Origin of the sequence: Streptomyces shaanxiensis (genome assembly GCF_039537145.1) — a bacterium.
GTDB classification, from domain to species: Bacteria; Actinomycetota; Actinomycetes; order Streptomycetales; family Streptomycetaceae; genus Streptomyces; species Streptomyces shaanxiensis.
The window spans coordinates 42,888-66,316 of record NZ_BAAAZY010000023.1 but is presented as its reverse complement, the minus strand read 5'-3'; the positions used below and the strand labels follow the sequence as shown (position 1 = coordinate 66,316).

The window sequence follows — 23,429 nt, the reverse complement described above, 5'->3', positions numbered from 1 at the left end:
GGCGTACGGTGCGGCGCATGGCAAGTGTGCTCGTGGTCGAGGACGACCAGTTCGTACGCTCGGCGCTCATCCGGCACCTGACCGACGCCGCCCACACGGTGCGCAGCGTCGGGACGGCACTGGAGGCGCTGCGCGAGGTCGCCCATTTCCGTTTCGACGTGGTGATCCTGGACCTCGGTCTGCCCGATCTGGACGGCTCCGAGGCCCTGAAGATGCTGCGCGGCATCACGGACGTGCCGGTGATCATCGCCACGGCACGGGACGACGAGGCGGAGATCGTCCGGCTGCTGAACGCGGGGGCGGACGACTACCTCACCAAGCCATTCTCCGTCGAGCACCTGTCGGCCCGGATGGCCGCCGTCCTGCGCCGCGCCCGGTCGGGCAGCGCGGAGGCCGCCCCGTCCAGCGTGCTCCGCGTCGGCGGCCTGACCGTCGACCCGCTGCGCCGTCAGGCCGAGCTGGACGGCGTCGGCCTGGACCTCACCCGCCGTGAGTTCGACCTGCTCGCCTTCCTTGCCGGGCGGCCCGGTGTCGTCGTCCCCCGCAAGGAACTGCTCGCCGAGGTGTGGCAGCAGTCGTACGGCGACGACCAGACCATCGATGTCCATCTGTCCTGGCTGCGCCGGAAACTGGGCGAAACGGCAGCCAACCCCCGCTATCTGCACACCCTGCGGGGCGTCGGCGTGAAGCTGGAGCCGCCGCGATGAGATGGGCACTGGTCAAGGTCTGCCTGGCGGTCACGACGATGGTCGTGGTCGCTTTCGCCGTCCCCCTCGGGCTCGTCATCCGGGAGATGGCCCGCGACCGCGCCTTCTCCAACGCCGAGCGGGAGGCCGCGGCCGTCGCCCCCGCGCTGTCCATCACCACCGACCGGGACCAGCTGGAGCGGGTCGTCGCCTCGGCCGGGTCGGACGCGGGCATGGCCGTGCACATACCGGCGTCCGGCGACGCGGCCGCCGTCGACCTCGGCCGGCAGCGGGCCGCCGCCGAGGACATCGCGACCGTACGACGGCTGGGCCGCGCCTCGACCACCGAGGTACCCGGCGGATCCACGCTGCTCCAGCCGGTCGCGCTGAGCTCCGGCGAGATCGCCGTCGTCGAGGTGTACGTCCCCGAGACGGAGGTCACCAATGGGCTCACCACGGCCTGGGCGGTGCTCGCCGGGGTCGGCCTCGCGCTGATCGTCGGGTCGGTGGCGGTCGCCGACCGGCTGGGCGTACGGATGGTGCGGCCCGCGCAGCGCCTGGTCGAGGGCGCGCACGAGCTGGGGGAGGGCAAGCTGGGCGCCCGGGTGCCCGAGGAGGGGCCGAACGAACTACGGCTGGCGGCGGTCGCGTTCAACTCGATGGCCGACCAGGTCGTACAACTCCTCGCAAACGAGCGTGAGTTGGCGGCCGACCTGTCCCATCGCCTGCGTACCCCGCTGACCGTGCTGCGGCTGAACGCGGCCTCGCTCGGGGACGGTCCGGCCGCCGAGCAGACCCGGGCGGCCGTCGCCCAGCTGGAGCGCGAGGTCGACACCATCATCCGTACGGCCCGGGAGGCCAAGCCGCAGACGGTGGCCGCGGGGCCCGGCGCCGGGTGTGACGCGGCCGAGGTGGTGCGCGAGCGCATGGCGTTCTGGTCGGCGCTGGCGGAGGACGAGGGCCGCAAGGTGCGGGTGGCCGGCGTGGACCGGCCGGTGCGCATACCCGTGGCCCGGGCGGATCTGGCGGCCGCGCTGGACGCCCTGCTCGGCAACGTCTTCCGGCACACGTCCGAGGGCACGGCGTTCGCGGTCGACGTGCACAACGGCGAGGACGCGGTGATCGTGCTCGTCTCGGACGCGGGGCCCGGCATATCCGACCCCGAGGCGGCGATGGCGCGCGGGCGGGGCTCGGGCAGCGCCGGGTCGACCGGGCTCGGGCTGGACATCGTCCGGCGGCTCGCGGAGTCGACGGGCGGGGACGTGCGGATCGGGTCGTCGGTGCTGGGCGGAACCGAGGTGCGGATCTGGATCCAGCTGGATGGCAGAGAGCCGGTGCGCAGGGGGCATCGAGGGGCGGTACGACGCCGCCGTCCCGGCAAATTGGTCTCGACCTTTAACCGGCCCCGATCCCTTCCTTAAGCGCGTCCTAAGGTCACCAACCCCCGTCCGGATCAGGCCTTTTGCCCGATTCTGAATCGCTAGCGTGCTGCCGCACCCACCCCCACGAACCCCGTGAACAGTGAGGCAGACACGTGAAGAGCACCCACCGGCGCAAGGTCAGTGCCAGGAACAAGGCGATAGGCGGCCTCGTCGCCGCGGCCGTGGCCGGCGGTGGCGCGATCCTGTTCACCGGTACGGCCCAGGCGGCCGGAGTCGGGGCGGCGTACACGAAGACCAGTGACTGGTCGACGGGTTACACCGCGCAGTACGTCGTCACGAACACCAGCGGTCAGAGGGACAAGGACTGGACGCTGGAGTTCGACCTGCCGTCGGGCTCGAAGCTCAGCTCCCTGTGGAACGCCGAGTCGAGCGTGCGCGGGCAGCACGTCACCGTGACACCGCCGAAGTGGGACACGGACGGCCTGGCGGCCGGTGAGTCGGTGACGGTCGGCTTCGTGGTCAACGGCACGGGCGCGCCGACGGGTTGTCTGATCGACGACGCGAAGTGCTCGACGGACGACAGCGCGACGCCGGAGCCGAGCGGCCGCCCGACGTCCACCGCATCCGCCACGCCGACATCGACGCCGAAACCGACGGCCACCCCCACCCAGAGCGCCACCCCCACGGCCAAGCCCTCGGAGAGCCCCGGCACCGGAACCGGAAGCAACGCGGGCTTCGCCCCGTACATCGACACGTCTCTCCACCCGGCGTTCGACCTGCTGGCGAGCGCCGCGGCGACGGGCGTCAAGGACTACAACCTCGCCTTCGTCACCGACGGCGGTGGCTGCACCCCGAAGTGGGGCGGTGTCACGGACCTCGGCAGCGACGCGGTGGCCGCGCAGATCGGTGAGCTGAGGGCGAAGGGCGGCGACGTCCGCGTCTCCTTCGGTGGCGCGGCCGGCAGCGAGCTGGCGACGACCTGCTCCTCGGCGGACGCGCTGGCGGCGGCGTACGCCAAGGTCGTGGACGCGTACCAGCTGACCAAGGTCGACTTCGACGTCGAGGGCGGCGCACTGCCGGACAAGGCGGCCAACACCCGCCGCGCCCAGGCGATCGCCAAGCTCCAGAAGGCCCACCCCGACCTGGACGTCTCCTTCACCCTGCCCGTCATGCCGGAGGGCCTGACCCAGCCGGGCGTCGACCTCCTCGCCGACGCCAAGCAGAACGGCGTGAAGATCAACACCGTCAACATCATGGCGATGGACTACGGCCCCGCGTACAGCGGCGACATGGGCACCTACGCCGAACAGGCGGCCACCGCCACCCAGGCCCAGGTCAAGAGCGTGCTCGGCCTCTCCGACAGCGCCGCCTGGAAGACGGTCGCCGTCACCCCGATGATCGGCGTCAACGACGTCACCACCGAGATCTTCAAGGTCGACGACGCCACCCAGCTGGTGAACTTCGCCAAGTCCAAGGGCCTCGGCTGGCTGTCGATGTGGTCGGCGACCCGCGACAAGCAGTGCCCGGGAGGCGAGAAGCCGGCGGCGGACGCGACGTGCAGCTCGGTCCTCCAGGAGAAGTTCGCGTTCTCGAAGGCGTTCGCGGCCTACAACTGACGAGGTCTGCGACTGACGTGGCCTACGACTGACGCGGACCGTCTCCGGACCACGGGGGGCGCGCCCCGGCCGGTCTTCCCCCATCCGGCCGGGGCGCGTGCATCGTCGAACGCGGCCGTCAGTTCTCCTGACCGAAATCCGCGGGGCGCGGCACCTCCCCTCCGCGTGCCGCGCCCCGTCCCCGGTCCCTAGAACACCTCGTCCACCTCCGGCAAAGCCCCCGTCCGAGCCGCCTTCCCGTACCAGTACGCACTCGACTTCGGTGTCCGAGTGAGCGTCGAGTAGTCGACGTACACCGCCCCGAACCGCTTCTCGTAGCCGTACGCCCACTCGAAGTTGTCCATCAGGGACCACAGGTAGTAGCCCCGGACATCGGCGCCGTCGGCGATCGCGCGGCGGACCGCCGAGAGGTGGCCGTGCAGGTAGGCGATGCGCTCCGGGTCGTGGACGCGGCCGTCCGGGTCCGGCTTGTCGTCGTACGCCGCGCCGTTCTCGGTGATGTAGAGGGGCAGACCCGGTGCCTCCCGGGTGTACCGCATGATCAGCTCGTGCAGGCCCGTCGGGTCGATCGTCCAGCCCATCTCGGTGCGGTCGCCCGGCGTCTGGTGGAAGGCGACGTCGTCCGCGCCCGGCCAGGGGGTGTGCTCGCTCGCTCCGTGGCCGTCGGCACGCGGGCCGGCCACCTCGGTCTCCGCCGCCGAGACCAGCGCGGGGGTGTAGTAGTTCAGCCCCAGCGCGTCCAACGGCTGGTTGATCGCCGCCAGGTCGCCGTCCTGGACGTACGACCAGTCCGTCACCAGCTCCGTGGCCGCGAACAGCGTCTCCGGGTACGCCCCGTGCAGGATCGGCCCGTGGAAGACCCCGTTGGCCAGGTCGTCGATCTTCCGTGCCGCCGCCAGGTCCGCCGGGTCCTGCGACACCGGCCGTACCGTCGCGGAGTTGAGGCTCAGCGCCACCGAGTTGCGGGCCGGCATCACCGAACGCAGGGCCGAAGCGCCCAGCCCGTGCGCCAGGTTGAGATGGTGGGCCGCCCGCAGCGTGGCCACCGGCTCGGTGCGGCCCGGCGCGTGCACGCCCGACCCGTAGCCCAGGAACGCGCTGCACCACGGTTCGTTGAGCGTGATCCACTGCTCCACACGGTCGCCGAGCGCCTCGCCGACGATCTGCGCGTACTCGGCGAACCGGTACGCCGTGTCGCGCTCCGGCCAGCCGCCCGCGTCCTCCAGCTCCTGGGGCAGGTCCCAGTGGTACAGGGTGACGGCGGGCTTGATGCCGTGCGCCAGGAGTTCGTCCACCAGACGGCGGTAGAAGTCCAGGCCCACCTGCACCGCCGGGCCCCGGCCCGTCGGCTGCACGCGCGACCAGGAGATCGAGAAGCGGTACGCGCCCAGGCCGAGCTCGGCCATCAGCGCCACGTCCTCCCGGTAGCGGTGGTAGTGGTCGACAGCGATGTCACCGTGCTCGCCGCCGGCCGTCCGGCCCGGCGTATGGCTGAAGGTGTCCCAGATCGACGGCGTACGGCCGCCCTCCCGCACCGCTCCCTCGATCTGGTACGCGGACGTCGCGGCGCCCCAGAGGAAGGAGGGGGGGAAGGGCACGGAGGACATGGGCTCAGGCATGGAAGCGCTCCCATTGGGGGTCGTGGAGACCGACGGGTAGGAGGGGAGGGGGGAAGAAGGGGCCGAGGCGGCGGTGACCCGGCCCCAGGGGACGTACGGGAAAAGCGGTGTGAGCGGACATCAGCCCTTGATCGCACCCTGCATGATGCCCCCCACGATCTGCTTCCCGAACAGCAGAAACGCGATCAGCAGCGGCAATGTGCCGAGCAGGGCGCCCGCCATGATCACCGCTTGGTCGGGGACATAGCCGGTGCCGAGGGAGTTGAGGGCGACCTGGACGGTCGGGTTCTCCTGGTTCAGGGCGATGATCGGCCACAGGAAGTCGTTCCAGGCGAACACGAAGGTCAGCAGGCCGAGGACGGCCATCGCGGGCCGGGCCGCCGGGAAGACCACGTGCCAGACGACCCGCAGACTGCTCGCGCCGTCCACCCGCGCCGCCTCGATCAGCTCGCTCGGCAGCGCCTGCACCAGGTACTGCCGCATGAAGAACGTCCCGAAGGCCGTGCACAGGGTCGGCAGGATGACCGTCTGGAGCTGGTTCGACCAGCCGAGGTCCGCCATCCACAGATACAGGGGTACGACGGCCAGCTGCGGCGGGATCATCATCGTGCCGATCGTCAGCAGCAGCAGGAGGCCGGAGAACCGGAAGCGGAGCTTGGCGAAGGCGAAGCCGGCGAGGGTGGCGAACAGCACCGTGCTGATGGTGATCGTGCCCGCGACGAACACGGTGTTGAACATCGCCTTTCCGAGCCCGGCCTCCTCCCACGCCCGGTCCATGTTCTTGAACAGGTTCCCGCCGAACCACAGCGGCGGCGGGGTCTCCGCGAGCCGCCGGTCCGTGCGCGAGGCCGCGATCGCCGTCCACACCAGCGGGGCCAGCGACACCAGCGCGAAGACGGACAGGATGACGTAGGTGAGCGGGCCGGCGTGCAGCTGCTTGCCGGCGCCCATCACCCGGGGCCGCTCGCGCCTGGGCTTCCCGGATTCGGTCTTCGACGGAGGAGTCGTCAGTTCACTTGTGCTCATTGGGACTTCCTCAGCCGTCGGGAGACCAGCAGTTGGATCACGGCGACGATCAGCAGGATCAGGAACATCGACCAGGCGATCGCGGACGCCTTGCCGAGGTTGCCGATGATCCAGCCCTGGTCGTACATGTACAGGCCGAGCGTCTGGTACTGGTGATCGGAGCCGCCCTTCGAGCCGCTCACGCCGCCGAACAGCAGGGGCTCACCGAAGAGCTGGGTCGCGCCGATCGTCGAGACGACCACCGTGAACAGGATCGTCGGCCGCAGCTGCGGGATCGTCACGTGGATGAACTGCTGCCAGCGGTTGGCGCCGTCGATCGCCGCGGACTCGTAGAGGTCGGCCGGGATCGCCTGCATCGCCGCCAGGTAGATCAGCGCGTTGTAGCCCGTCCAGCGCCAGATCACGATCGACGACACCGCGAACTGCGAACCCCAGTCGGACTCGCGCCAGTTGACCGGGTCGATGCCGACGAACTCCAGCAGCCAGTTGATCATGCCGCCGTCCCAGGAGTACAGCAGCACGAACACCAGGGTCGCCGCCGCCACCGAGGTGGCGTACGGGGTGAGCATCACGACCCGCCACACGGTCGAGCCGCGCAGCTTGTAGTTGAGCAGGTGCGCCAGGCCGATCGCCATCAGCAGCTGGGGCACCGTGGAGATCACGCCGATGGTGAAGGTGTTCCACAGCGCGTTCCAGAAGAAGTCCGAGGACAACAGGTTCTTGTAGTTGTCCAGGCCGGTCCAGGTCTGGCCGTCCAGGTTGGCCAGCTGCACGTTGTGCAGCGAGTACCAGGCCGTGTACAGCAGCGGGACGAGCGAGAACGCCCCGAAGACGATGAAGAAGGGGGCGATGAACGCGTACGGCGACGCCTTCATGTCCCAGCGGTACAGCCGGCTCCGCCAGGAACTGCTCCCCGGCGGCGGCGTACCGCGACCGTTCGCGCGGCCGGCCGCGCCCGGCTGGTCACCGGGCGCGGCGTCGGCGCTCGACGCGGGATGCGCGAGGGCCTGCTTGGAACTGCTCACTGGCCGAGCACGTCCTTGATCTCCGCGGTGGCGGCGTCCCAGCCCTCGTCGGGCGACTTGCCCTTCTGCTCGACCTGGAGGATGCCGATGTCGGTGATCGCGGTGCCGATCGGCTGGTCCTTGGCACCCAGGTACTGGGTCGGGATGGTCTCGGCCGAGGCCGAGAAGATCTCCGTGATCGGTGCGTCCGAGAAGAACGCCTGGGTGGCGGTCGCCGGCTTCAGGCCGGAGTACGCCGACGGGGTCGACGGGAAGCTGGCCTGCTTGGCGAAGACCTTCGCCTGCTGCTCGGGAGCGGTCAGCCACTTCGCCAGCTTGACGGCCTCCTTCTGGTTCTTGCTCGCCGTCGGCACGCCGACGAACGAGCCGCCCCAGTTGGCCGCGGTCGGCGCCGCCGCCACGTCCCACTTGCCCTTGCCCGAGTCACCGGACTTCTCCTGGATGTAGCCGATCATCCAGGCCGGGCAGGCCACGGTGGCGAAGGTGCCGTTGGCGTAGCCCTGGTCCCACGGCTTGTCGAACTGCTTCAGCTTCGCCGACATGTCGCTGGTCGCCACCTCCATGGCGACGTCCCAGGCCTTCTTCACCCCCGCGGACTTGTCCCAGACGACGTTGCCGTCCTTGTCGTAGTACCGCTCGATCTCGCCGCCGAGGGCCGCGTTGTAGACGGAGGAGGCGGAGTCCACGAACTTGGTGCCGCTCGGCGCCTTCTTCATGTACTGCTTGCCCAGGTCGACGTACTTGCCCCAGTCGCCCTTCCACTGCGCGGCGAGCTTGGTCCGGTCGGTCTCCAGGCCGGCCTTCTCGAACAGGTCCTTGCGGTAGCAGATCGCCATCGGCCCGATGTCGGTGCCGAGCCCGATCAGCTTGCCGTCCTGGGTGGTGGCCTGGGCGTTCTTCCAGTCCAGCCACTGGGACTTGTCGACCTCCTTGCCGAGGTCGACGAACTTGTCGGCCTGCGTCTGCACGGCCTCGGTGATGTTGCCGACCTCGATCGCCTGGATGTCGTCGGTACCGGAACCGGCCTGGAGACGCGTCAGGGTCTTGGGCCAGTAGACGTCGGTACGGGTGGTGACGTTCTCCTTGATGGTGATGTCGGGGTTGAGCTTCATGTACTCGTCGTAGAGGCCGGCCTGCTTGTAGCCGAAGACACCGAAGGTGCCGATGGTGAGCGTCGTCTTGCCGCCACCGCCGTTGCCTCCGCCCTCGTTCCCGGAGCCGTCGTCCGAGTCCTCGGCGCAGCCGGCGAGCAGCCCTGTCGTCAGCGCGGCCGCGGCCGCGAGGGCCATCAGTCGGCGGGACCCACGGGTACTCGTGCGCATTGCGTCCTCCTGTTGCCTGACGTGCCGACCCCCCGGCCAACGGCATGGTTGGGCCCGTTGAAACGTCATCTTGCATCGCTGCGGCTCGGGCGGGGAACGTGCGGGATGTGTATGTGTCAGGTACTGTGGGAGCGCTCCCACAAGTGATGTGTTGAAGGTTCGTCGGTCCGGGCGGGGGTGTCAAGGGAGTCGACGCGGAGAGATGCGTTCAGTTATCGGGCCGTTAACTGGACCGACTTGAGCCCGTCCGGCGTTTGCGGAGGAGGCCCGTAAGGGTGGGAGCGGGGTCTGGGGGCGGCAGCCCCAGGGGCGGTCACTCCCACCGGCGGGACTGTTAAATTCCAGGCCGGCGTGAAGACAACGGCGGGAAAGGCGGAGCCCATGGCAACCCACGGAGCGCGGGGCCGGAGCGGCGGCCGACCCACCCTCGAAGAGGTGGCGGCCCGCGCGGGCGTGGGCCGGGGCACCGTCTCCCGCGTGATCAACGGCTCGCCCCGGGTCAGCGACGCGACCCGCGCGGCGGTGGAAGCGGCGGTGGCCGAGCTGGGGTACGTCCCCAACACCGCCGCCCGGGCCCTGGCGGCCAACCGCACGGACGCGATCGCGCTGGTCGTCCCCGAGCCCGAGACGCGCTTCTTCGCGGAGCCGTACTTCTCGGACATGCTCAAGGGCGTGGGCGCCGAACTCGCGGAAACGGAGATGCAGCTGCTGCTGATCTTCGCGGGCAGCGACAGGGAGCGGCGCCGGCTCGCCCAGTACCTGGCGGCGCACCGCGTGGACGGCGTGCTCCTGGTCTCGGTCCACGCCGACGACCCCCTGCCGGACCTGCTGGCCCAGCTGGAGATCCCCGCGGTGATCAGCGGGCCGCGCTCGGCCGCGGAGACCCTGACCTCGGTCGACTCGGACAACTACGGCGGCGCCCGCTCGGCCGTCGAGCACCTGGTGTCCCGCGGCCGCACCCGGATCGCCCACATCACCGGCCGCCTCGACGTCTACGGCGCCCAGCGCCGCGTCGACGGCTACCGCGACGCCCTGCGTGACGCCGGGCACGGGGTGGACGAGCGGCTGATCGAGCCCGGCGACTTCACCGAGGAGGGCGGCGCCCGCGCGATGCAGGCCCTCCTCTCGCGCTGCCCCGACCTGGACGCGGTCTTCGCGGCGTCGGACGTGACGGCGGCGGGCGCCCGCCAGGTGCTGCGCGAGGCGGGCCGCCGTATCCCCGACGACGTGGCGCTCGTCGGCTACGACGACTCCGCCATCGCCCGCCACATGGAGCCGCCCCTCACCAGCGTCCGCCAGCCCATCGAGGAGATGGGCCGCCGGATGCTGGACCTCCTCCTCACCGAGATCGCGGACCGTCGGCCGGCGGTGTCGCGGGGGCTGGAGAGACCGCAGATGGTGCTGCCGACGGAGCTGGTGATGAGGACTTCGTCCTGAGGGCAGGACTGTTGTCGGCGATGCATGCCATTCACCGACGTCACCAACAGGGCGACTGGCCGGTGCCGGGGATGCTCATGGCCACGGTGGCGGGGCGCCGGCCGAGCATCTCGTCGGCCTCCTGAGCGGGGACGAAGCCGGACTGGGCCTAGCACGACCAGCGTGGGGCACGTGATCTGCCCCCACTCGTGCCAGAAGGAACGCCGGGCGTTCTCCGCCGGCGCGCGGACCATCACGTCCCGGTCGAAGCGAGGCCACCAACCGCCCTCGCGTTCCTCCAGCCCGGCCGCCCAGCCCGCGCCGACCGGACCGCCGCCGAGGAACACGGCCGCCGCCTCGCGCGAGGGGAAGGGCGTCGGCCACGAGTCGAGCCATGCGCCGATGTCCGCGGGACCGTCGGGGTGCGGACCGCCGGGGCCGGCCTCGACGAGCACGAGCGCGCTGACCAGTGCGGGGTGCGCGGCGGCGGTGAGCATGGCCGTGTGCCCGCCCAGCGACTGGCCGACGAGGACCGGCCGCCGTAGGGCCAGCCGGTCGGCAACGGCGACGACGTCGGCGACGTGAGCGGCGCGGGAGACGTCCCGCGGGCGGCGCTCACTGGCGCCGTGCCCGCGCTGGTCGACCGCGACGACCTGGTACCGGGGACTCAAGTGCCGTGCCAGGGCGTCCCATTCACCCGCGTGCCCGGCCAGGCCGTGCAGCAGCACGAGGGGTTGCCCCGGCCCGCCCCGGTCCCGGCAGACGAGCCGGACACCGTCTCGCACGACGACGTGCTCGGACCATGTCACGCCGTTCCTCCCATGGGATGTGCCGGCCTCGATCATGCCCTGGCAGCCCGGGGACCGGGCAGAGTAGGACTGCACGCGGGGCGAACGGCCCCACGGACGGGGACCGGCGCGGAAAGCGGAGGGTGACCATGCGTTCCTTGACCTTCGTCATCGGTACGGGACGCAGTGGCTCGACAGCCCTGTCCCGCATCCTCAACGCCCACCCGGACGTACTGAGCCTCAACGAGTTCATGGCCTCTGTGGGCGACGCCGCCTTCCCCGAAGGGACGGTGACCGGTGAGGAGTTCTGGCAGGCGCTGTACCGCCCCGCCCCGCACTTCGAGCGGATGATCCGCAGCGGACTCCCGCTCCCGGAGTTTCTCTACACCCGTCGCCCCGGCAGGTACACGGCCCGGACCACCGGCATCCCCGCGCTCTCCCTGATGGTGCTGCCCCACCTCACCGACGACCCGGACGGGCTGCTCGACGAACTCGCGGCAGCGGTGGTCCGATGGCCCGAGCGCACCGCCCCCGAACACCACCGAGCGCTGTTCGGCCACCTCTGCGGACGGTTCGGACGGACCGCCGTCGTGGAGCGGTCCGGTTACTCGACCGGCTGGGCACCAGGGCTACGGGAGGCCTTCCCGGACGCGAGGTTCGTGCACATGTTCAGGGACGGACCGGACTGCGCCCTGTCCATGAGCCGCCATCCCGGGTACCGCACGATCCTGCTGCTGCGCGAGATCAAGGAGCACGCCGGCATCGACAGTTTCGCCGACCTGACCCCCGAGCACGTCCGCGCGCTCCCCGCGGACCTCTCCCCGCTGCTCGACGACCGCTTCGACCCCGCCCTCGTACGCGATCGGGACCTCCCCCTGCGGAGGTTCGGCGCCCTGTGGTCCGAACTGGTCACCGACGGCACGGAGTTCCTCACCCGACTCCCCGCCGACCAGCGCACCACACTCGCCTACGAGGATCTCCTCGACAAGCCGGCCGAAGAACTGACCCGCCTGGCCGAGTTCATCGGCGTCGATCCCCGGCCGCAGTGGCTGCACGCCGCCGCCGCGCAGCTCGACCACAGTCGACGCGGCTCCGCACGGAGGCTGCCGCCCGCCGAACTCGCCGAACTCACCGAGAGCTGCGCACCGGGCACCCGTGCCCTGCTCGCCTCGCAAAGTCGGTGACGAGGTACCAGAAAATCCCCCGACTGCCGAAGCGACAATGGAGCAACCCCCGCGGCGAGCAACCACATCCGCGAGAGCGGCGCCGGCTTAGGCGCAAAAAGGGGACGGACCCCCACGTGATGCCACCTGTCACGGGGGGTCCGTTCGGAGCGCCGGGGAGCCGCCCAACTCCCCAGCCTGCGCAGCTAGCCGGTGGCCGTCACCCCCCGGCCGGCCGCGCGTCGCGGAAGGGCGGTCGGCCAGTGGGCCAACGCGGCGGTCGCGGCGTACCAGGCCACCGCACCCGCGGCAACGGCGAACCAGCCACCCACCTTGGTGAGCCCGTCGTTGTCGGCGAATACGGCGATGGCCATGAGCAGCAGCCCGACGAAGAACAGCCCGTACGCACCCTGACCGAGCTGGTCGCCACCGGCGAGGGTGAGGGAGAGCGCCACCAGGGCGAAGAGCAGCAGGAACAGCCCTGCCGCGTTGGCGGAGACGGCCGCGTCGGCCGAGACGGCCCACGTGAACCAGAGCGCACCGAGCGCCACGAACGCGGTCCCGTTCGCGCTGTCACGGTCTCGCAGGGCCATCAGGCCGGCGACGAAGAGGGCTATACCGCCCACGTACTGGGCGATTGATACGGCGTCAGCAGCTGACACACCGTCGATCACTCCGGTGTACCCCAGCCCGAAGGCCAACAGGGTGATTCCGAGGGCGAGTCGGCCGACCACGGTGGTGATTCCGTTTCCCGCAGAGACGTCGTTGTCCACGGCGGGCTCCCTTCATGCATGTGCAGTTGTGCGGTGACCGGTATATGCCCTTCACAAAGGCACAAACACCTCTACGCGCGAGTAAATTCACGAGCGAAGTCACGCATCGCAGGAAGGGGAGCGACGTCCCGAACGGCTCATCTCACCTGGGACAACGGCGAGTTACGGAATGACAACGACGGGACGCTTGGCCCGCTTGGCGAGCCGCCCGGCGACGGAGCCGAAGATCCGCCCGACGATGCCGTGCGTGGAGCCGACGACGATCGCGTCCGCCTCGTACTCCCGCCCGACCTCTTCGAGTTCGTGGCAGATGTCGCCGCCGCGCTCGACGAGGATCCAGGGCACCTCGGCGAGGTAGTCGGCGCAGGCGAGTTCGAGGCCGAGCACCTCGGTGCGGTGGTCCGGCACGTCGACGAAGACCGGCGGCTCGCAGCCGGCCCACACCGTGGTGGGCAGCCGGTTGGCGACGTGGACGATGATCAGGCCCGACCCGGAGCGATGGGCCATACCGATGGAGTACGCGAGGGCGCGCTCACTGGATGTGGAGCCGTCGAAGCCGACCACGACGCCGTGCTTGAAGGCGGGGTCGCAGGAATGGCGTGGCTCTTCCGCCGCCAGGGGCTCGGCCGCCGTGGGGTCGGCGACGGGCCGCTTGCGGTCCGCGGGTTCGAAGAATTCGTGACCGGCCATGGCTGTCTCGGCGTATTGATCCTTTATGGGTGGGCCCGCGAGCGGAGCTCGTTGACGGATGCAGCAGGTGCGGCGGAGCTGTGTCCGGGAATGGTCTTCCCAACCCCATACCCCAAGGGTACGGCGGCACGCCTCCTTAGCCCAGATACCCGCTCACGGTCGGTGCGGGTTCCAGGGAGCATGCACGAGGGGACGCCCGTAACGCAATGGTTGCTGCGGTGTACAGGCGGTTTGCACAGGGTTCAACTTGCCCGGGATGGTCCCGGACCAGTGACCGAGCGCTCCAGCAGGCGTTGATCACCGTGATCCGCCCCCCAGGGAGCCCAGGGAGCACGCACCCATGACCGGACCCCGCACCCCCTCCGAGGACAGCGCCACCGTGGTCCGGTGGGCGGTCTTCAGCTGTGTCCTGGTCCCCGTGGTCCTCCTCTGGTACGGCACCTCCCTGGCCGGCGCCACCGGCACGGCCCTCGGCCTCGCGGCCGTGACGGCGGTCTGCCGCGTGCTGCTGCGTGAATCGGAACGCGGCGCGGCCCGCATGAAGGACGACGCGGCACGGCTGAAGGACGAGGAGCGCAGCGGCAAGTCGCCCTCGCGTCGCGGACGTCACCACAGGACCGGAACCGGGGCCCATAGAGGCGGACGTCACACTGGGGGAAATACACCGGTCGGCTGACCGGTTTCCGCGCACAGGGACGTTGCTTTTCAGCCAACTTCTGGCGTGCATGCATCCCCCGCCCAGAACACCCCCCAACCCCCGTTCCACCTGCACGGAAAGGGCCTCAGGGGGTCTGCGCACCCTACGTGGATTGGCCACTGCGACAAGGCGCACTTCCCTGCACGGCCCGCGAGTGCAACGCTTCGTGATCGAATGCTTCACGCCAAGTTGCCAAGTCGACAATGTGCCGAGTGCCGAACCGGCCACTGCGGCGCGACGCGACACAGTAGATTCGATCTTGACTGTCTACGGCGGGGGACTCGTGCAGGACCGAGGGGAAACGTGCAGGAGCGACACAACCGAGGAGCCGCGACCACCGAGGGGGGCTTAGCAGTATGAGCCACGACTCCACTGCCGCGCCGGAAGCTGCGGCCCGGAAACTGTCCGGGCGACGCCGCAAGGAGATCGTCGCGGTGCTGCTGTTCAGCGGCGGCCCCATCTTCGAGAGTTCCATACCGCTGTCGGTGTTCGGGATCGACCGCCAGGACGCCGGCGTGCCGCGCTACCGACTGCTGGTGTGCGGCGGTGAGGAAGGCCCACTGCGGACCACAGGGGGCCTGGAACTCTCCGCACCACATGGCCTGGAGGCGATCTCGCGGGCGGGCACGGTCGTCGTGCCGGCCTGGCGCTCGATCACCTCGCCGCCACCCGAGGACGCGCTCGACGCACTGCGCCGGGCGCATGAGGAAGGTGCCCGCATAGTCGGGCTGTGCACCGGCGCCTTCGTCCTCGCCGCGGCGGGCCTGCTGGACGGCCGCCCCGCGACGACGCACTGGATGTACGCACCGACGCTGGCCAAGCGCTACCCGTCGGTGCACGTGGATCCACGAGAACTCTTCGTGGACGACGGAGACGTCCTGACGTCGGCGGGCACGGCGGCCGGAATCGATCTCTGTCTCCACATCGTGCGGACGGACCACGGCAACGAGGCGGCCGGGGCACTGGCCCGCCGTCTGGTGGTGCCTCCGCGCCGGTCCGGCGGTCAGGAGCGCTACCTCGATCGATCTTTACCGGAGGAGATCGGCGCCGACCCGCTGGCCGAGGTCGTCGCCTGGGCGCTGGAGCACCTCCACGAGCAGTTCGACGTCGAGACGCTGGCGGCGAGGGCGTACATGTCCCGCCGTACCTTCGACCGCCGCTTCCGCTCGCTGACCGGCAGTGCCCCGCTGCAGTGGCTGATCACGCAGCGGGTGCTGCAGGCGCAGCGGCTGCTGGAGACGTCGGACTACTCGGTGGACGAGGTCGCGGGCCGCTGCGGCTTCCGCTCGCCGGTGGCGCTGCGCGGCCACTTCCGCCGCCAGCTCGGCTCGTCGCCGGCCGCGTACCGGGCGGCGTACCGGGCCCGGCGCCCCCAGGCCGAAAGGCCGACGGACCCGGAGCCCACGGTCGGCCCACCTCCGCCACCGGGCCCGCCGCCGTCGCCCTACGCGGAGGGCGGCCCGGTCCCGCTCCAGACCCGCCGCACACCGGCACCGCACGCGCTCGGGACGTCCGCGTCGCTGTCGGCGCCGTCGGAGAACGGCCGTGAGGCCTACGCGGCCGGCCGGGCGAGCCTGCCGGGGCAGCGCAGCGGCACGTGACCTCGTAGCGCCGGGCGGGCTGTGTCCCAGCCCGCCCGGCGTTCGAGGACGAGGCCCTTTCGGGGCCGCAGCGAGGTCCGGGGGCGGCGGCCCCCGGGCAGGTCGGCTGCAACGCCGGGCATCCCAAACGGCGACGCCAGCTTTAGGGTGGTCGCATGAACGATCGCATGGTGTGGATCGACTGCGAGATGACCGGCCTCTCGCTGTCCGACGACGCGCTCATCGAGGTTGCCGCCCTCGTCACCGACTCCGAGCTGAACATCCTCGGCGACGGTGTGGACATCGTCATCCGCCCGCCGGACTCGGCGCTGGAGACGATGCCGGAGGTGGTGCGTCAGATGCACACCGCGTCCGGACTGCTCGACGAGCTCGCCGGTGGCACGACGCTGGCGGACGCCGAGGCGCAGGTCCTGGCGTACGTACGCGAACACGTCAAGGAACCCGGCAAGGCCCCGCTGTGCGGCAACTCCGTCGGCACCGACCGCGGCTTCCTGCTGCGCGACATGCCGACGCTGGAGGACTACCTCCACTACCGCATCGTCGACGTCTCCTCGATCAAGGAGCTGGCGCGCCGCTGGTACCCGCGCGCGTACTTCAACAGCCCCGAGAAGAACGGCAACCACCGCGCACTCGCCGACATCCGCGAGTCCATCGCCGAACTCCGCTACTACCGCGAGGCCGTCTTCGTGCCCCAGCCCGGCCCGGACTCGGACACCGCGAAGTCGATCGCCGCGAAGCACGTCCTGCCTGCTCAGTAGGTGTGCGAGGGGGGCTCGCAAGGCCGCCGTAAAAGCTGTGCGCGAGCACCCCTTCGGACCCTGTACACTTTTTCTCGGCCGGTCGGAGAAACCACAGATCTCAACCGCCGGTCATGGTGGGTGTAGCTCAGCTGGTAGAGCACCTGGTTGTGGTCCAGGATGTCGCGGGTTCGAGTCCCGTCACTCACCCTCGGTGTTCAGCCGGTGGCTTCGGAAACGAAGCCACCGGCTGAAACTGTTTCTGGGGCCGTCGGGCCGGCACAGGATGTCCCCGTCAGGGCGTCGTACTCCTGATGCTGGATCAGCAGGGTGCGCTCCTGGCACCACGAACCGTGGGTGTGGGTCGATCTCACCTGCAACTGAACAGAGCCCTGTCGGAGGCCTCACAGGGCCTCCGACAGGGCTCGGCGCCGTGCCCTCTGAAGGGGCGTTACTCGACCGTCACCGACTTCGCGAGGTTGCGCGGCTTGTCGATGTCCCGGCCCAGGGCCAACGCCGTGTGGTAGGCGAGGAGTTGGAGCGGGATGCCCATGAGGATCGGGTCCAGTTCGTCCTCGTTCTTCGGGACGACGATCGTCTGGTCGGCCTTCTCCTGGTGCTGGTGGGCCACCGCGAGGATCTTGCCGCTGCGGGCCTTGATCTCCTCCAGGGCGGCGCGGTTCTTCTCCAGGAGGTCGTCGTCGGGGACGATCGCGACCGTGGGGAGGGCGGGCTCGATCAGGGCCAGCGGGCCGTGCTTGAGCTCGGAGGCGGGGTAGGCCTCGGCGTGGATGTAGGAGACCTCCTTGAGCTTGAGGGAGGCCTCGCGGGCGACCGGGTAGCCCCGGACGCGGCCGATGAAGAGCATCGAGCGGGCCTCGGCGTACTGCTGGGCCAGCTTCTCGATCTCCGCCTCCTGCTCCATGATCTCGGCGATCTGCGCGGGCAGCTTGCGCAGGCCCTCGATGATGCGCTTGCCGTCGCGGACGGAGAGGTCGCGGGTGCGGCCCAGGTGCAGGGCCAGCAGGGCGAAGGCGACCGTCGTGTTGGTGAAGCACTTCGTGGAGACCACGCAGACCTCGGGGCCCGCGTGCACGTAGATGCCGCCGTCCGCCTCGCGGGCGATCGCGGAGCCGACGACGTTCACCACGCCCAGGACCCGCGCGCCCTTGCGCTTCAGTTCCTGGACGGCCGCCAGGACGTCGTACGTCTCGCCCGACTGGGAGACCGCGATGTACAGGGTGTCGGGGTCCACCACCGCGTTGCGGTAGCGGAACTCCGAGGCCGGCTCGGCGTCCGCGGGGATGCGGGCCAGCTCCTCGATCATCTGGGCGCCGATCATGCCCGCGTGGTACGAGGTGCCGCAGCCGAGGATCTTCACGCGGCGGATCTGGCGGGCCTCGCGGGCGTCCAGGTTGAGGCCGCCGAGGTGCACGGTGGAGAAGCGGTCGTCGATGCGGCCGCGCAGCACGCGGTCCACGGCGTCGGCCTGCTCGTGGATCTCCTTGTGCATGTACGTGTCGTGGCCGCCCATGTCGTAGGACGCCGCTTCCCACTCGACCGTGGTGGGCTCCGCCGTCGTGCGGGTGCCCTCCGTCGTGTACGTGCGGAAGTCGTCGGCCTTGAGGGTGGCCATCTCGCCGTCGTCCAGCGTCACTATCTGGCGCGTGTGGGCCACCAGCGCGGCGATGTCCGAGGCGACGAACATCTCCTTCTCGCCGATGCCCAGGACGACCGGGGAGCCGTTGCGGGCGACGACGATGCGGTCCGGGAAGTCGGCGTGCAGGACCGCGATGCCGTACGTGCCCTCGATGACGCGCAGCGTCTCGCGGACCTTGTCCTCCAGCTTCTCCGCCTGCGAGCGGGAGATGAGGTGGACGAGGACCTCTGTGTCGGTCTCGGAGAGGAACTCGACGCCGTCCGCCTCCAGCTTGCGGCGCAGGTCGGAGGCGTTGTCGATGATGCCGTTGTGGACGACGGCGACCTTGCCCTCGGCGTCCAGGTGCGGGTGGGCGTTCACGTCGGAGGGGGCGCCGTGCGTGGCCCAGCGGGTGTGGGCGATGCCGGTCGTGCCCTTGAAGCGCGCCGGGACCTTGGCCTCCAGGTCGCGGACCCGGCCCTTGGCCTTGACCGTCTTCAGGCCCGCCGCCTTCGGGGAGGTGACGGCGATGCCCGCCGAGTCGTAGCCGCGGTACTCCAGGCGCTGGAGGCCCTCCAGCAGGAGCGGGGCGACGTCACGCTTCCCGATGTATCCGACAATTCCGCACATACAGATATGTCCCTCAGCCGTAGACGATGCGGCGCAGCTGCCTGAGCGTAAGCTCGGGCGGTGCCACCGCTCGGTATTTCAGGTCCGCCTCGATCCGTTCGAAGATCGTCGCGTTGACCAGGCCCTGAGCCTGCAACTCGCGGTGGCGGCGACGGACGTAGTCCTCGGTCGTCTCGTCGAAGTAGGCGAGCACGTCCTGGATCACCCGCGATGCCTCGCCCCGGCTCAGGGGCGTGGACCGCGTCAGGTGATCAACAAGTTCGTCGTGCACCCGGTAGATCCTGGAGTACGAGCCGCTCTTTCGCAAGAATCCTGCCCGGTTTCGGGCAAGAGGGTGTCAGTGGGCTTTGGGAGAGTTATGGAAAGCCCATGGGTGTTCGTTGGTCGGTTGTTCCGCGGGGGGATGTTTGCAGCGACCAACTTGTGGCGCCATGGACATTCCTCGCATGGGAGTACCCCAGCAGCTCGCCGAGCGCATGAGCATGGCCGAGCAGCACGAGTACCTCCGCGCCAAGTTCTCGCGGCGCAACATGATCAGAGGCGGCGCCGTCACGCTCGGCGCCGTCGCGGGTGGCGCGTTCGTGCCGGGCGTCACCGCACAGGCCGCCGTACCGACGCAGCGCACCGCCCCGGCCGCGGAGACCGTCGACGGGGCCCTCGTGGCCCCCTTCGGCCGCCACCTCGCCTACGGCACCGACGCGCGCACCGAGATGACCGTCTCGTGGCAGGTCCCGGTCGCCGTGAAGAAGCCGTTCGTCCGCATCGGCGCCCACCCCTGGGACCTCTCCCGCAAGATCGAGGCCGAGGTCCGCACCCTCTACACCCCGGCCGGCGTCGGGGCCAGTGCGGACCACACGCAGTACTACGTCCACGCCGAGCTGACCCACCTCAAGCCCGGCCGGACGTACTACTACGGCGTAGGCCACCAGGGCTTCGACCCCGCCGCGCCGCACCTCCTGGGCACCCTGGGCACCTTCACCACCGCCCCCGCCGACAAGGCGCCCTTCACCTTCACGGCCTTCGGCGACGAGGGCGTCGGCTACCACGGCCTCGCCAACAACAGCCTGCTGCTCGGCCAGAACCCGGCCTTCCATCTGCACGCCGGCGACATCGCCTACGCCGACCCGGCCGGCGCGGGCAAGACCGCCGACACCGGGTTCGACTCACGGGTGTGGGACCAGTTCCTCGCCCAGACCGAGTCCGTCGCCAAGTCCGTGCCGTGGATGCCCGCCTACGGCAACCACGACATGGAGGCCTGGTACTCGCCCAACGGCTACGGCGGCGAGAAGGCCCGCTGGAACCTCCCGGACAACGGCCCCGACGCCAGGAACCTCCCAGGCGTCTACTCCTTCGTCCACGGCAACACCGCGGTCATCGCGCTGGACGCCAACGACATCTCCTTCGAGATCCCGGCCAACCTAGGCATCTCGGGCGGCACCCAGACCAAGTGGCTCGAAGGACAGCTGAAGAAGTTCCGCGCGTCCGAGGACGTCGACTTCATCGTGATCTTCTTCCACCACTGCGCCTACTGCACCTCCACCTCGCACGCCTCGGAAGGCGGCGTGCGCCAGGAGTGGGTGCCGCTGTTCGAGAAGTACACCGTGGACCTGGTCATCAACGGCCACAACCACCAGTACGAGCGCACCGACGTCATCAAGGGCGACAAGGTGGCCAAGAAGCTGCCGATCGGCGAGACCGCCTACCCCGAGACCGAGGGCGTCGTCTACGTGACCGCGGGCGCGGCGGGCCGTAGCCTGTACTCGTTCACCGCGCCGGACTCCTACGAGGGGCATGTGAAGGACGTCGAGTCCGTGGCCTCCTTCGTCAATGGCAAGGACGGCAAGGTCGACGAGACCGTCGCCTGGTCCCGGGTGCGCTACCTCGACTACTCGTTCCTGCGGGTGGACGTCGAGCCCGCGGCGCGGGGGCACTACGCCCGGCTGAGGGTGTCGGGAATCGCCGAGACCGGTGACCGCATCGACCACTTCACGGTGGCGCGCCGGGCCAAATAGGCCCGCATGCGCGCTCCATCCGCCACATCGGCTACATCCGTTTGAGAACCGCCTGCTTGGCCATCGTGAACTCCTCGTCCGTCAGCACGCCCGTGCGGTGGAGTTCGCCGAGTTCGCGCAGGCGGCGCAGGAGGGCGTCGTGGTCGTCCTCGGCGGGCGCGACCCGAGGGGAAGGCAGCTCCGGTCGCGCGTCCTGTACGTCCGCGACGCCCGGCCCGGCCGGGTGCGGCAGACGGGCCTGGACCGCCGCCGCGACCAGGGCCATCAGCGGGTCCTTCTTGAAGCCCCACAGTTCGACCGCGTTGGGGTCGTACTTGGGCGGGGCCTTGGTGGGCGCGTTCCTGACGGTGAAGCGGAGGTGGCCGTTCTCCAGGCCCGCCGCCGGATGCCACTCCACCGCCGCGATGTCGGTGAGCGTGAGGGAGCGGCTGCCGCCGGCGGCCTTGGCGTCCTCCGTCTTCCAGTTCCACTCCAGACGGATGTGCTCACCGTCGAAGCTGGCGGTGCCGTCCCCGGCGGAGACCGACAGGGGCACGGAGGGGCCCGGCAGCAGGTACGTGTCGACCGGGTCGCCGGGGACCTGGTCCAGCAGCAGGGCGTTGCGGACCTCGTCCACGAAGTACTCGGCGACGCCGTAGCGGTCGGACTCGACGATCAGCTGGTACGGGTCGTTGGGCTCGGTGAGCCGGCCGCCGGTGGCGTGCAGCAGCGGGTCGGCGCCGTCACGCAGGCGCAGGCGCAGCCGCCCGGCCTTCTTGCCCTGCTCGAAGGAGACTCCCGCCAACGCCCCCAGGGGGACGAGCAGTTCACCCAGCGTCTTACGGAACAGACTGACGTTCTTGTCGCGTCCGGGGGTCAGCCGCAGGGCGTCGCCGTCGAAGACCCACGTGCCGTCCTTCTGGATGATTTCCGCCATGGGGTGGATTGTTCCACCAGTCTCACGAGAGAGTGGTCCAGACCTCTTGGAGCTCAACGGCTCATGGAAGGGACACGTTTGTGAGAGATGGCCGTGTCAGACAGCACCACAGAACGCTTCGCCTTCTCGGTTCCCTGCTGCTGGTCGCGATGGGCGTCTCCGTGACAGGGGCCGCTCCCGTGCAGGCGGCGTCGCCCACCCCGCTCGACCGCGTGGTCCCCGCGCCCGCGTCGGTCACCCCGAGCGGATCCCCCTACCGGATCACCCGCGACACGCACATACGCGTCGACGACTCCCGTGAGACCCGCCGCGTCGGAGAGTACCTCGCGACCGTCCTGCGCCCCTCCACCGGCTACCGCGTCCCCGTCACCGCCCACGGTGGCGCCGGCATCCAACTGCGCCTCGCCAAGGGCCCGTACGGCGCCGAGGGCTACCGCCTCGACAGCGGCCGCAAGGGCGTCACCATCACCGCCGCGGGGGCCGCCGGCCTGTTCCACGGGGTGCAGACCCTGCGCCAACTGCTCCCGGCGGCCGTCGAGAAGGACTCCGTCCAGCCCGGCCCCTGGCTGGTCGCGGGCGGCACCATCAAGGACACCCCGCGCTACGGCTGGCGCGGCGCGATGCTCGACGTCTCCCGGCACTTCTTCACCGTCGACCAGGTCAAGCGCTACATCGACCAGCTCGCCCTGTACAAGATCAACAAGCTGCATCTGCACCTCAGCGACGACCAGGGCTGGCGCATCGCCGTCGACTCCTGGCCGCGCCTGGCGACCTACGGCGGCTCGACGCAGGTCGGCGGCGGTCCCGGTGGTTACTACACCAAGGCCGACTACAAGGAGATCGTCCGGTACGCCTCCTCCCGCTATCTGGAGGTCGTCCCCGAGATCGACATGCCCGGCCACACCAACGCCGCCCTCGCCTCGTACGCCGAGCTGAACTGCGACGGCGTCGCGCCGCCGCTGTACACCGGCACCGAGGTCGGCTTCAGCTCGCTGTGCGTCGGCAAGGACATCACGTACGACTTCGTGGACGACGTGATCCGTGAGCTGGCCGCGCTCACGCCGGGCAAGTACCTGCACATCGGCGGCGACGAGGCGCACTCGACCAGCCACGAGGACTATGTGAAGTTCATGGACCGGGTGCAGCCCCTCGTCGCCAAGTACGGCAAGACGGTCGTCGGATGGCACCAACTGACCGGCGCTACTCCGGCGAAGGGCGCGCTCGCGCAGTACTGGGGGCTGGACGGTACGAGTGCCGAGGAGAAGGCGCAGGTCGCCAAGGCCGCGCAGAACGGGACGGGGGTTGTTCTGTCCCCGGCCGACCGGATCTACCTCGACATGAAGTACACGGCCGACACTCCGCTGGGGCTGGACTGGGCCGGGCTGGTGGAGGTGAAGCGGTCGTACGACTGGGATCCGGGCGACTATCTGCCGGGGGTGCCTTCTTCTGCGATCCGGGGCGTGGAGGCTCCGCTGTGGACGGAGACGATCAGCAAGTCGGCCGACATCGAGTACATGGCGTTCCCGAGGCTGGCGGGTGTGGCCGAGCTCGGGTGGTCGCCGGCCGCCACGCATGACTGGGATGCCTACAAGGTGCGGCTGGCTTCCCAGGGGCCGCGGTGGGAGGCGTTGGGGATCAACTTCTATCGGTCGCCGCAGGTTCCTTGGTGATTCGTCGTCTGCGGGCCGGTG

Annotated in this window: 19 protein-coding genes, 1 tRNA gene and 1 pseudogene; 11 read left to right on the top strand and 10 right to left on the bottom strand. The window is 70.1% G+C overall.

The annotated features are described in order from the left end of the window. Nucleotides 1–17 precede the first annotated feature (17 nt). From ABD932_RS34330 to ABD932_RS34320, 3 genes are all read left to right on the top strand, one after another. Nucleotides 18–707, top strand: coding sequence for a response regulator transcription factor (locus ABD932_RS34330; protein WP_345018966.1), 690 nt, complete (start codon nt 18–20; stop codon nt 705–707). Beyond that, nucleotides 704–2,107: a sensor histidine kinase gene (locus ABD932_RS34325; RefSeq protein WP_345018962.1), complete on the top strand. Its 1,404-nt coding sequence runs from the start codon at nt 704–706 to the stop codon at nt 2,105–2,107. The genes ABD932_RS34330 and ABD932_RS34325 overlap by 4 nt, the downstream gene beginning before the upstream one ends. A gap of 113 nt (nt 2,108–2,220) precedes the next feature. Beyond that, complete coding sequence (locus ABD932_RS34320) at nt 2,221–3,684, top strand: cellulose binding domain-containing protein (protein ID WP_345018960.1); 1,464 nt, start codon at nt 2,221–2,223, stop codon at nt 3,682–3,684. Between the two features lie 188 nt (nt 3,685–3,872). On the opposite strand, the gene ABD932_RS34315 is transcribed toward ABD932_RS34320, so the two are convergent. The 4 genes from ABD932_RS34315 to ABD932_RS34300 all read right to left on the bottom strand — a co-directional run bounded on the left by ABD932_RS34315 (nt 3,873) and on the right by ABD932_RS34300 (nt 8,676). Further along, the gene (locus ABD932_RS34315) at nt 3,873–5,303 is read right to left on the bottom strand and encodes a GH1 family beta-glucosidase (protein ID WP_345018957.1); all 1,431 of its coding nucleotides are present in this window, start codon (nt 5,301–5,303) and stop codon (nt 3,873–3,875) included. Between the two features lie 120 nt (nt 5,304–5,423). After that, a complete protein-coding gene (locus ABD932_RS34310) occupies nt 5,424–6,329 on the bottom strand; it encodes a carbohydrate ABC transporter permease (RefSeq protein ID WP_345018954.1) in 906 nt (301 codons plus the stop codon). Next, nucleotides 6,326–7,354 (bottom strand): carbohydrate ABC transporter permease, encoded by a 1,029-nt coding sequence (locus ABD932_RS34305; protein ID WP_345018951.1) that lies wholly within the window; start codon nt 7,352–7,354, stop codon nt 6,326–6,328. The genes ABD932_RS34310 and ABD932_RS34305 overlap by 4 nt, the downstream gene beginning before the upstream one ends. Continuing rightward, nucleotides 7,351–8,676, bottom strand: coding sequence for an ABC transporter substrate-binding protein (locus ABD932_RS34300; protein ID WP_345018949.1), 1,326 nt, complete (start codon nt 8,674–8,676; stop codon nt 7,351–7,353). Before ABD932_RS34300 ends, ABD932_RS34305 begins: the two co-directional genes overlap by 4 nt. A gap of 381 nt (nt 8,677–9,057) precedes the next feature. Between ABD932_RS34300 and ABD932_RS34295 the strand changes: the two genes are divergently transcribed. After that, on the top strand, nt 9,058–10,113 hold the full coding sequence (locus ABD932_RS34295) for a LacI family DNA-binding transcriptional regulator (protein ID WP_345018947.1): 1,056 nt from the start codon (nt 9,058–9,060) through the stop codon (nt 10,111–10,113). 58 nt (nt 10,114–10,171) lie between these two features. Here the strand turns inward: ABD932_RS34295 and ABD932_RS34290 are convergent. Continuing rightward, a pseudogene (locus ABD932_RS34290) lies at nt 10,172–10,901 on the bottom strand (alpha/beta fold hydrolase); the annotation flags it as partial. A 128-nt stretch (nt 10,902–11,029) separates the two neighbouring features. On the opposite strand from ABD932_RS34290, the gene ABD932_RS34285 reads away from it, so the two are divergent. Beyond that, on the top strand, nt 11,030–12,064 hold the full coding sequence (locus ABD932_RS34285) for a sulfotransferase family protein (RefSeq protein WP_345018944.1): 1,035 nt from the start codon (nt 11,030–11,032) through the stop codon (nt 12,062–12,064). Between the two features lie 185 nt (nt 12,065–12,249). Here the strand turns inward: ABD932_RS34285 and ABD932_RS34280 are convergent, their stop codons facing one another. Then, a complete protein-coding gene (locus tag ABD932_RS34280) occupies nt 12,250–12,816 on the bottom strand; it encodes a GPR1/FUN34/YaaH family transporter (protein ID WP_126392420.1) in 567 nt (188 codons plus the stop codon). A gap of 162 nt (nt 12,817–12,978) precedes the next feature. Beyond that, a complete protein-coding gene (locus ABD932_RS34275) occupies nt 12,979–13,506 on the bottom strand; it encodes a universal stress protein (RefSeq protein WP_093908257.1) in 528 nt (175 codons plus the stop codon). 340 nt (nt 13,507–13,846) lie between these two features. On the opposite strand from ABD932_RS34275, the gene ABD932_RS34270 reads away from it, so the two are divergent. The 4 genes from ABD932_RS34270 to ABD932_RS34255 all read left to right on the top strand — a co-directional run bounded on the left by ABD932_RS34270 (nt 13,847) and on the right by ABD932_RS34255 (nt 16,751). Then, complete coding sequence (locus ABD932_RS34270; RefSeq protein ID WP_126392419.1) at nt 13,847–14,182, top strand: hypothetical protein; 336 nt, start codon at nt 13,847–13,849, stop codon at nt 14,180–14,182. Nucleotides 14,183–14,559: 377 nt separating this feature from the next. Next, complete coding sequence (locus tag ABD932_RS34265) at nt 14,560–15,804, top strand: helix-turn-helix domain-containing protein (RefSeq protein WP_345018937.1); 1,245 nt, start codon at nt 14,560–14,562, stop codon at nt 15,802–15,804. Nucleotides 15,805–15,959: 155 nt separating this feature from the next. After that, nucleotides 15,960–16,562 (top strand): oligoribonuclease, encoded by a 603-nt coding sequence (gene orn, locus ABD932_RS34260; RefSeq protein ID WP_345018934.1) that lies wholly within the window; start codon nt 15,960–15,962, stop codon nt 16,560–16,562. Between the two features lie 116 nt (nt 16,563–16,678). Next, a tRNA-His gene (locus tag ABD932_RS34255) sits at nt 16,679–16,751 on the top strand. A 241-nt stretch (nt 16,752–16,992) separates the two neighbouring features. Here the strand turns inward: ABD932_RS34255 and glmS are convergent. Beyond that, a complete protein-coding gene (glmS, locus tag ABD932_RS34250; protein WP_345018931.1) occupies nt 16,993–18,810 on the bottom strand; it encodes a glutamine--fructose-6-phosphate transaminase (isomerizing) in 1,818 nt (605 codons plus the stop codon). A 13-nt stretch (nt 18,811–18,823) separates the two neighbouring features. Further along, on the bottom strand, nt 18,824–19,081 hold the full coding sequence (locus ABD932_RS34245; protein ID WP_126392415.1) for a hypothetical protein: 258 nt from the start codon (nt 19,079–19,081) through the stop codon (nt 18,824–18,826). 175 nt (nt 19,082–19,256) lie between these two features. On the opposite strand from ABD932_RS34245, the gene ABD932_RS34240 reads away from it, so the two are divergent. Further along, a complete protein-coding gene (locus ABD932_RS34240) occupies nt 19,257–20,822 on the top strand; it encodes a purple acid phosphatase family protein (RefSeq protein ID WP_345018927.1) in 1,566 nt (521 codons plus the stop codon). Nucleotides 20,823–20,853: 31 nt separating this feature from the next. On the opposite strand, the gene ABD932_RS34235 is transcribed toward ABD932_RS34240, so the two are convergent. After that, entirely contained in the window at nt 20,854–21,738 is an 885-nt protein-coding gene (locus ABD932_RS34235) for a DUF4429 domain-containing protein (protein ID WP_345018925.1), read from the bottom strand. A 149-nt stretch (nt 21,739–21,887) separates the two neighbouring features. Here ABD932_RS34235 and ABD932_RS34230 point away from each other — a divergent pair, with 149 nt between their 5' ends. Then, nucleotides 21,888–23,408 carry a beta-N-acetylhexosaminidase gene (locus tag ABD932_RS34230; protein ID WP_345018922.1) on the top strand — a complete coding sequence of 507 codons (1,521 nt, stop codon included), beginning with the start codon at nt 21,888–21,890 and terminating at the stop codon, nt 23,406–23,408. The last annotated feature ends 21 nt before the right edge of the window (nt 23,409–23,429 follow it).

What these genes read in the sequence shown, in the direction of transcription:
- ABD932_RS34330 (WP_345018966.1), top strand. Translation starts at nt 18, where the DNA reads ATGGCAAGTGTGCTCGTGGTCGAGGACGACCAGTTCGTACGCTCGGCG.
- ABD932_RS34285 (WP_345018944.1), top strand. Translation starts at nt 11,030, where the DNA reads ATGCGTTCCTTGACCTTCGTCATCGGTACGGGACGCAGTGGCTCGACA.
- ABD932_RS34265 (WP_345018937.1), top strand. Translation starts at nt 14,560, where the DNA reads ATGAGCCACGACTCCACTGCCGCGCCGGAAGCTGCGGCCCGGAAACTG.
- ABD932_RS34300 (WP_345018949.1), bottom strand. Translation starts at nt 8,676, where the DNA reads ATGCGCACGAGTACCCGTGGGTCCCGCCGACTGATGGCCCTCGCGGCC.
- ABD932_RS34240 (WP_345018927.1), top strand. Translation starts at nt 19,257, where the DNA reads ATGGGAGTACCCCAGCAGCTCGCCGAGCGCATGAGCATGGCCGAGCAG.
- ABD932_RS34235 (WP_345018925.1), bottom strand. Translation starts at nt 21,738, where the DNA reads ATGGCGGAAATCATCCAGAAGGACGGCACGTGGGTCTTCGACGGCGAC.
- ABD932_RS34270 (WP_126392419.1), top strand. Translation starts at nt 13,847, where the DNA reads ATGACCGGACCCCGCACCCCCTCCGAGGACAGCGCCACCGTGGTCCGG.
- ABD932_RS34310 (WP_345018954.1), bottom strand. Translation starts at nt 6,329, where the DNA reads ATGAGCACAAGTGAACTGACGACTCCTCCGTCGAAGACCGAATCCGGG.
- ABD932_RS34315 (WP_345018957.1), bottom strand. Translation starts at nt 5,303, where the DNA reads ATGCCTGAGCCCATGTCCTCCGTGCCCTTCCCCCCCTCCTTCCTCTGG.
- ABD932_RS34325 (WP_345018962.1), top strand. Translation starts at nt 704, where the DNA reads ATGAGATGGGCACTGGTCAAGGTCTGCCTGGCGGTCACGACGATGGTC.
- glmS (WP_345018931.1), bottom strand. Translation starts at nt 18,810, where the DNA reads ATGTGCGGAATTGTCGGATACATCGGGAAGCGTGACGTCGCCCCGCTC.
- orn (WP_345018934.1), top strand. Translation starts at nt 15,960, where the DNA reads ATGAACGATCGCATGGTGTGGATCGACTGCGAGATGACCGGCCTCTCG.
- ABD932_RS34230 (WP_345018922.1), top strand. Translation starts at nt 21,888, where the DNA reads ATGGGCGTCTCCGTGACAGGGGCCGCTCCCGTGCAGGCGGCGTCGCCC.
- ABD932_RS34275 (WP_093908257.1), bottom strand. Translation starts at nt 13,506, where the DNA reads ATGGCCGGTCACGAATTCTTCGAACCCGCGGACCGCAAGCGGCCCGTC.
- ABD932_RS34295 (WP_345018947.1), top strand. Translation starts at nt 9,058, where the DNA reads ATGGCAACCCACGGAGCGCGGGGCCGGAGCGGCGGCCGACCCACCCTC.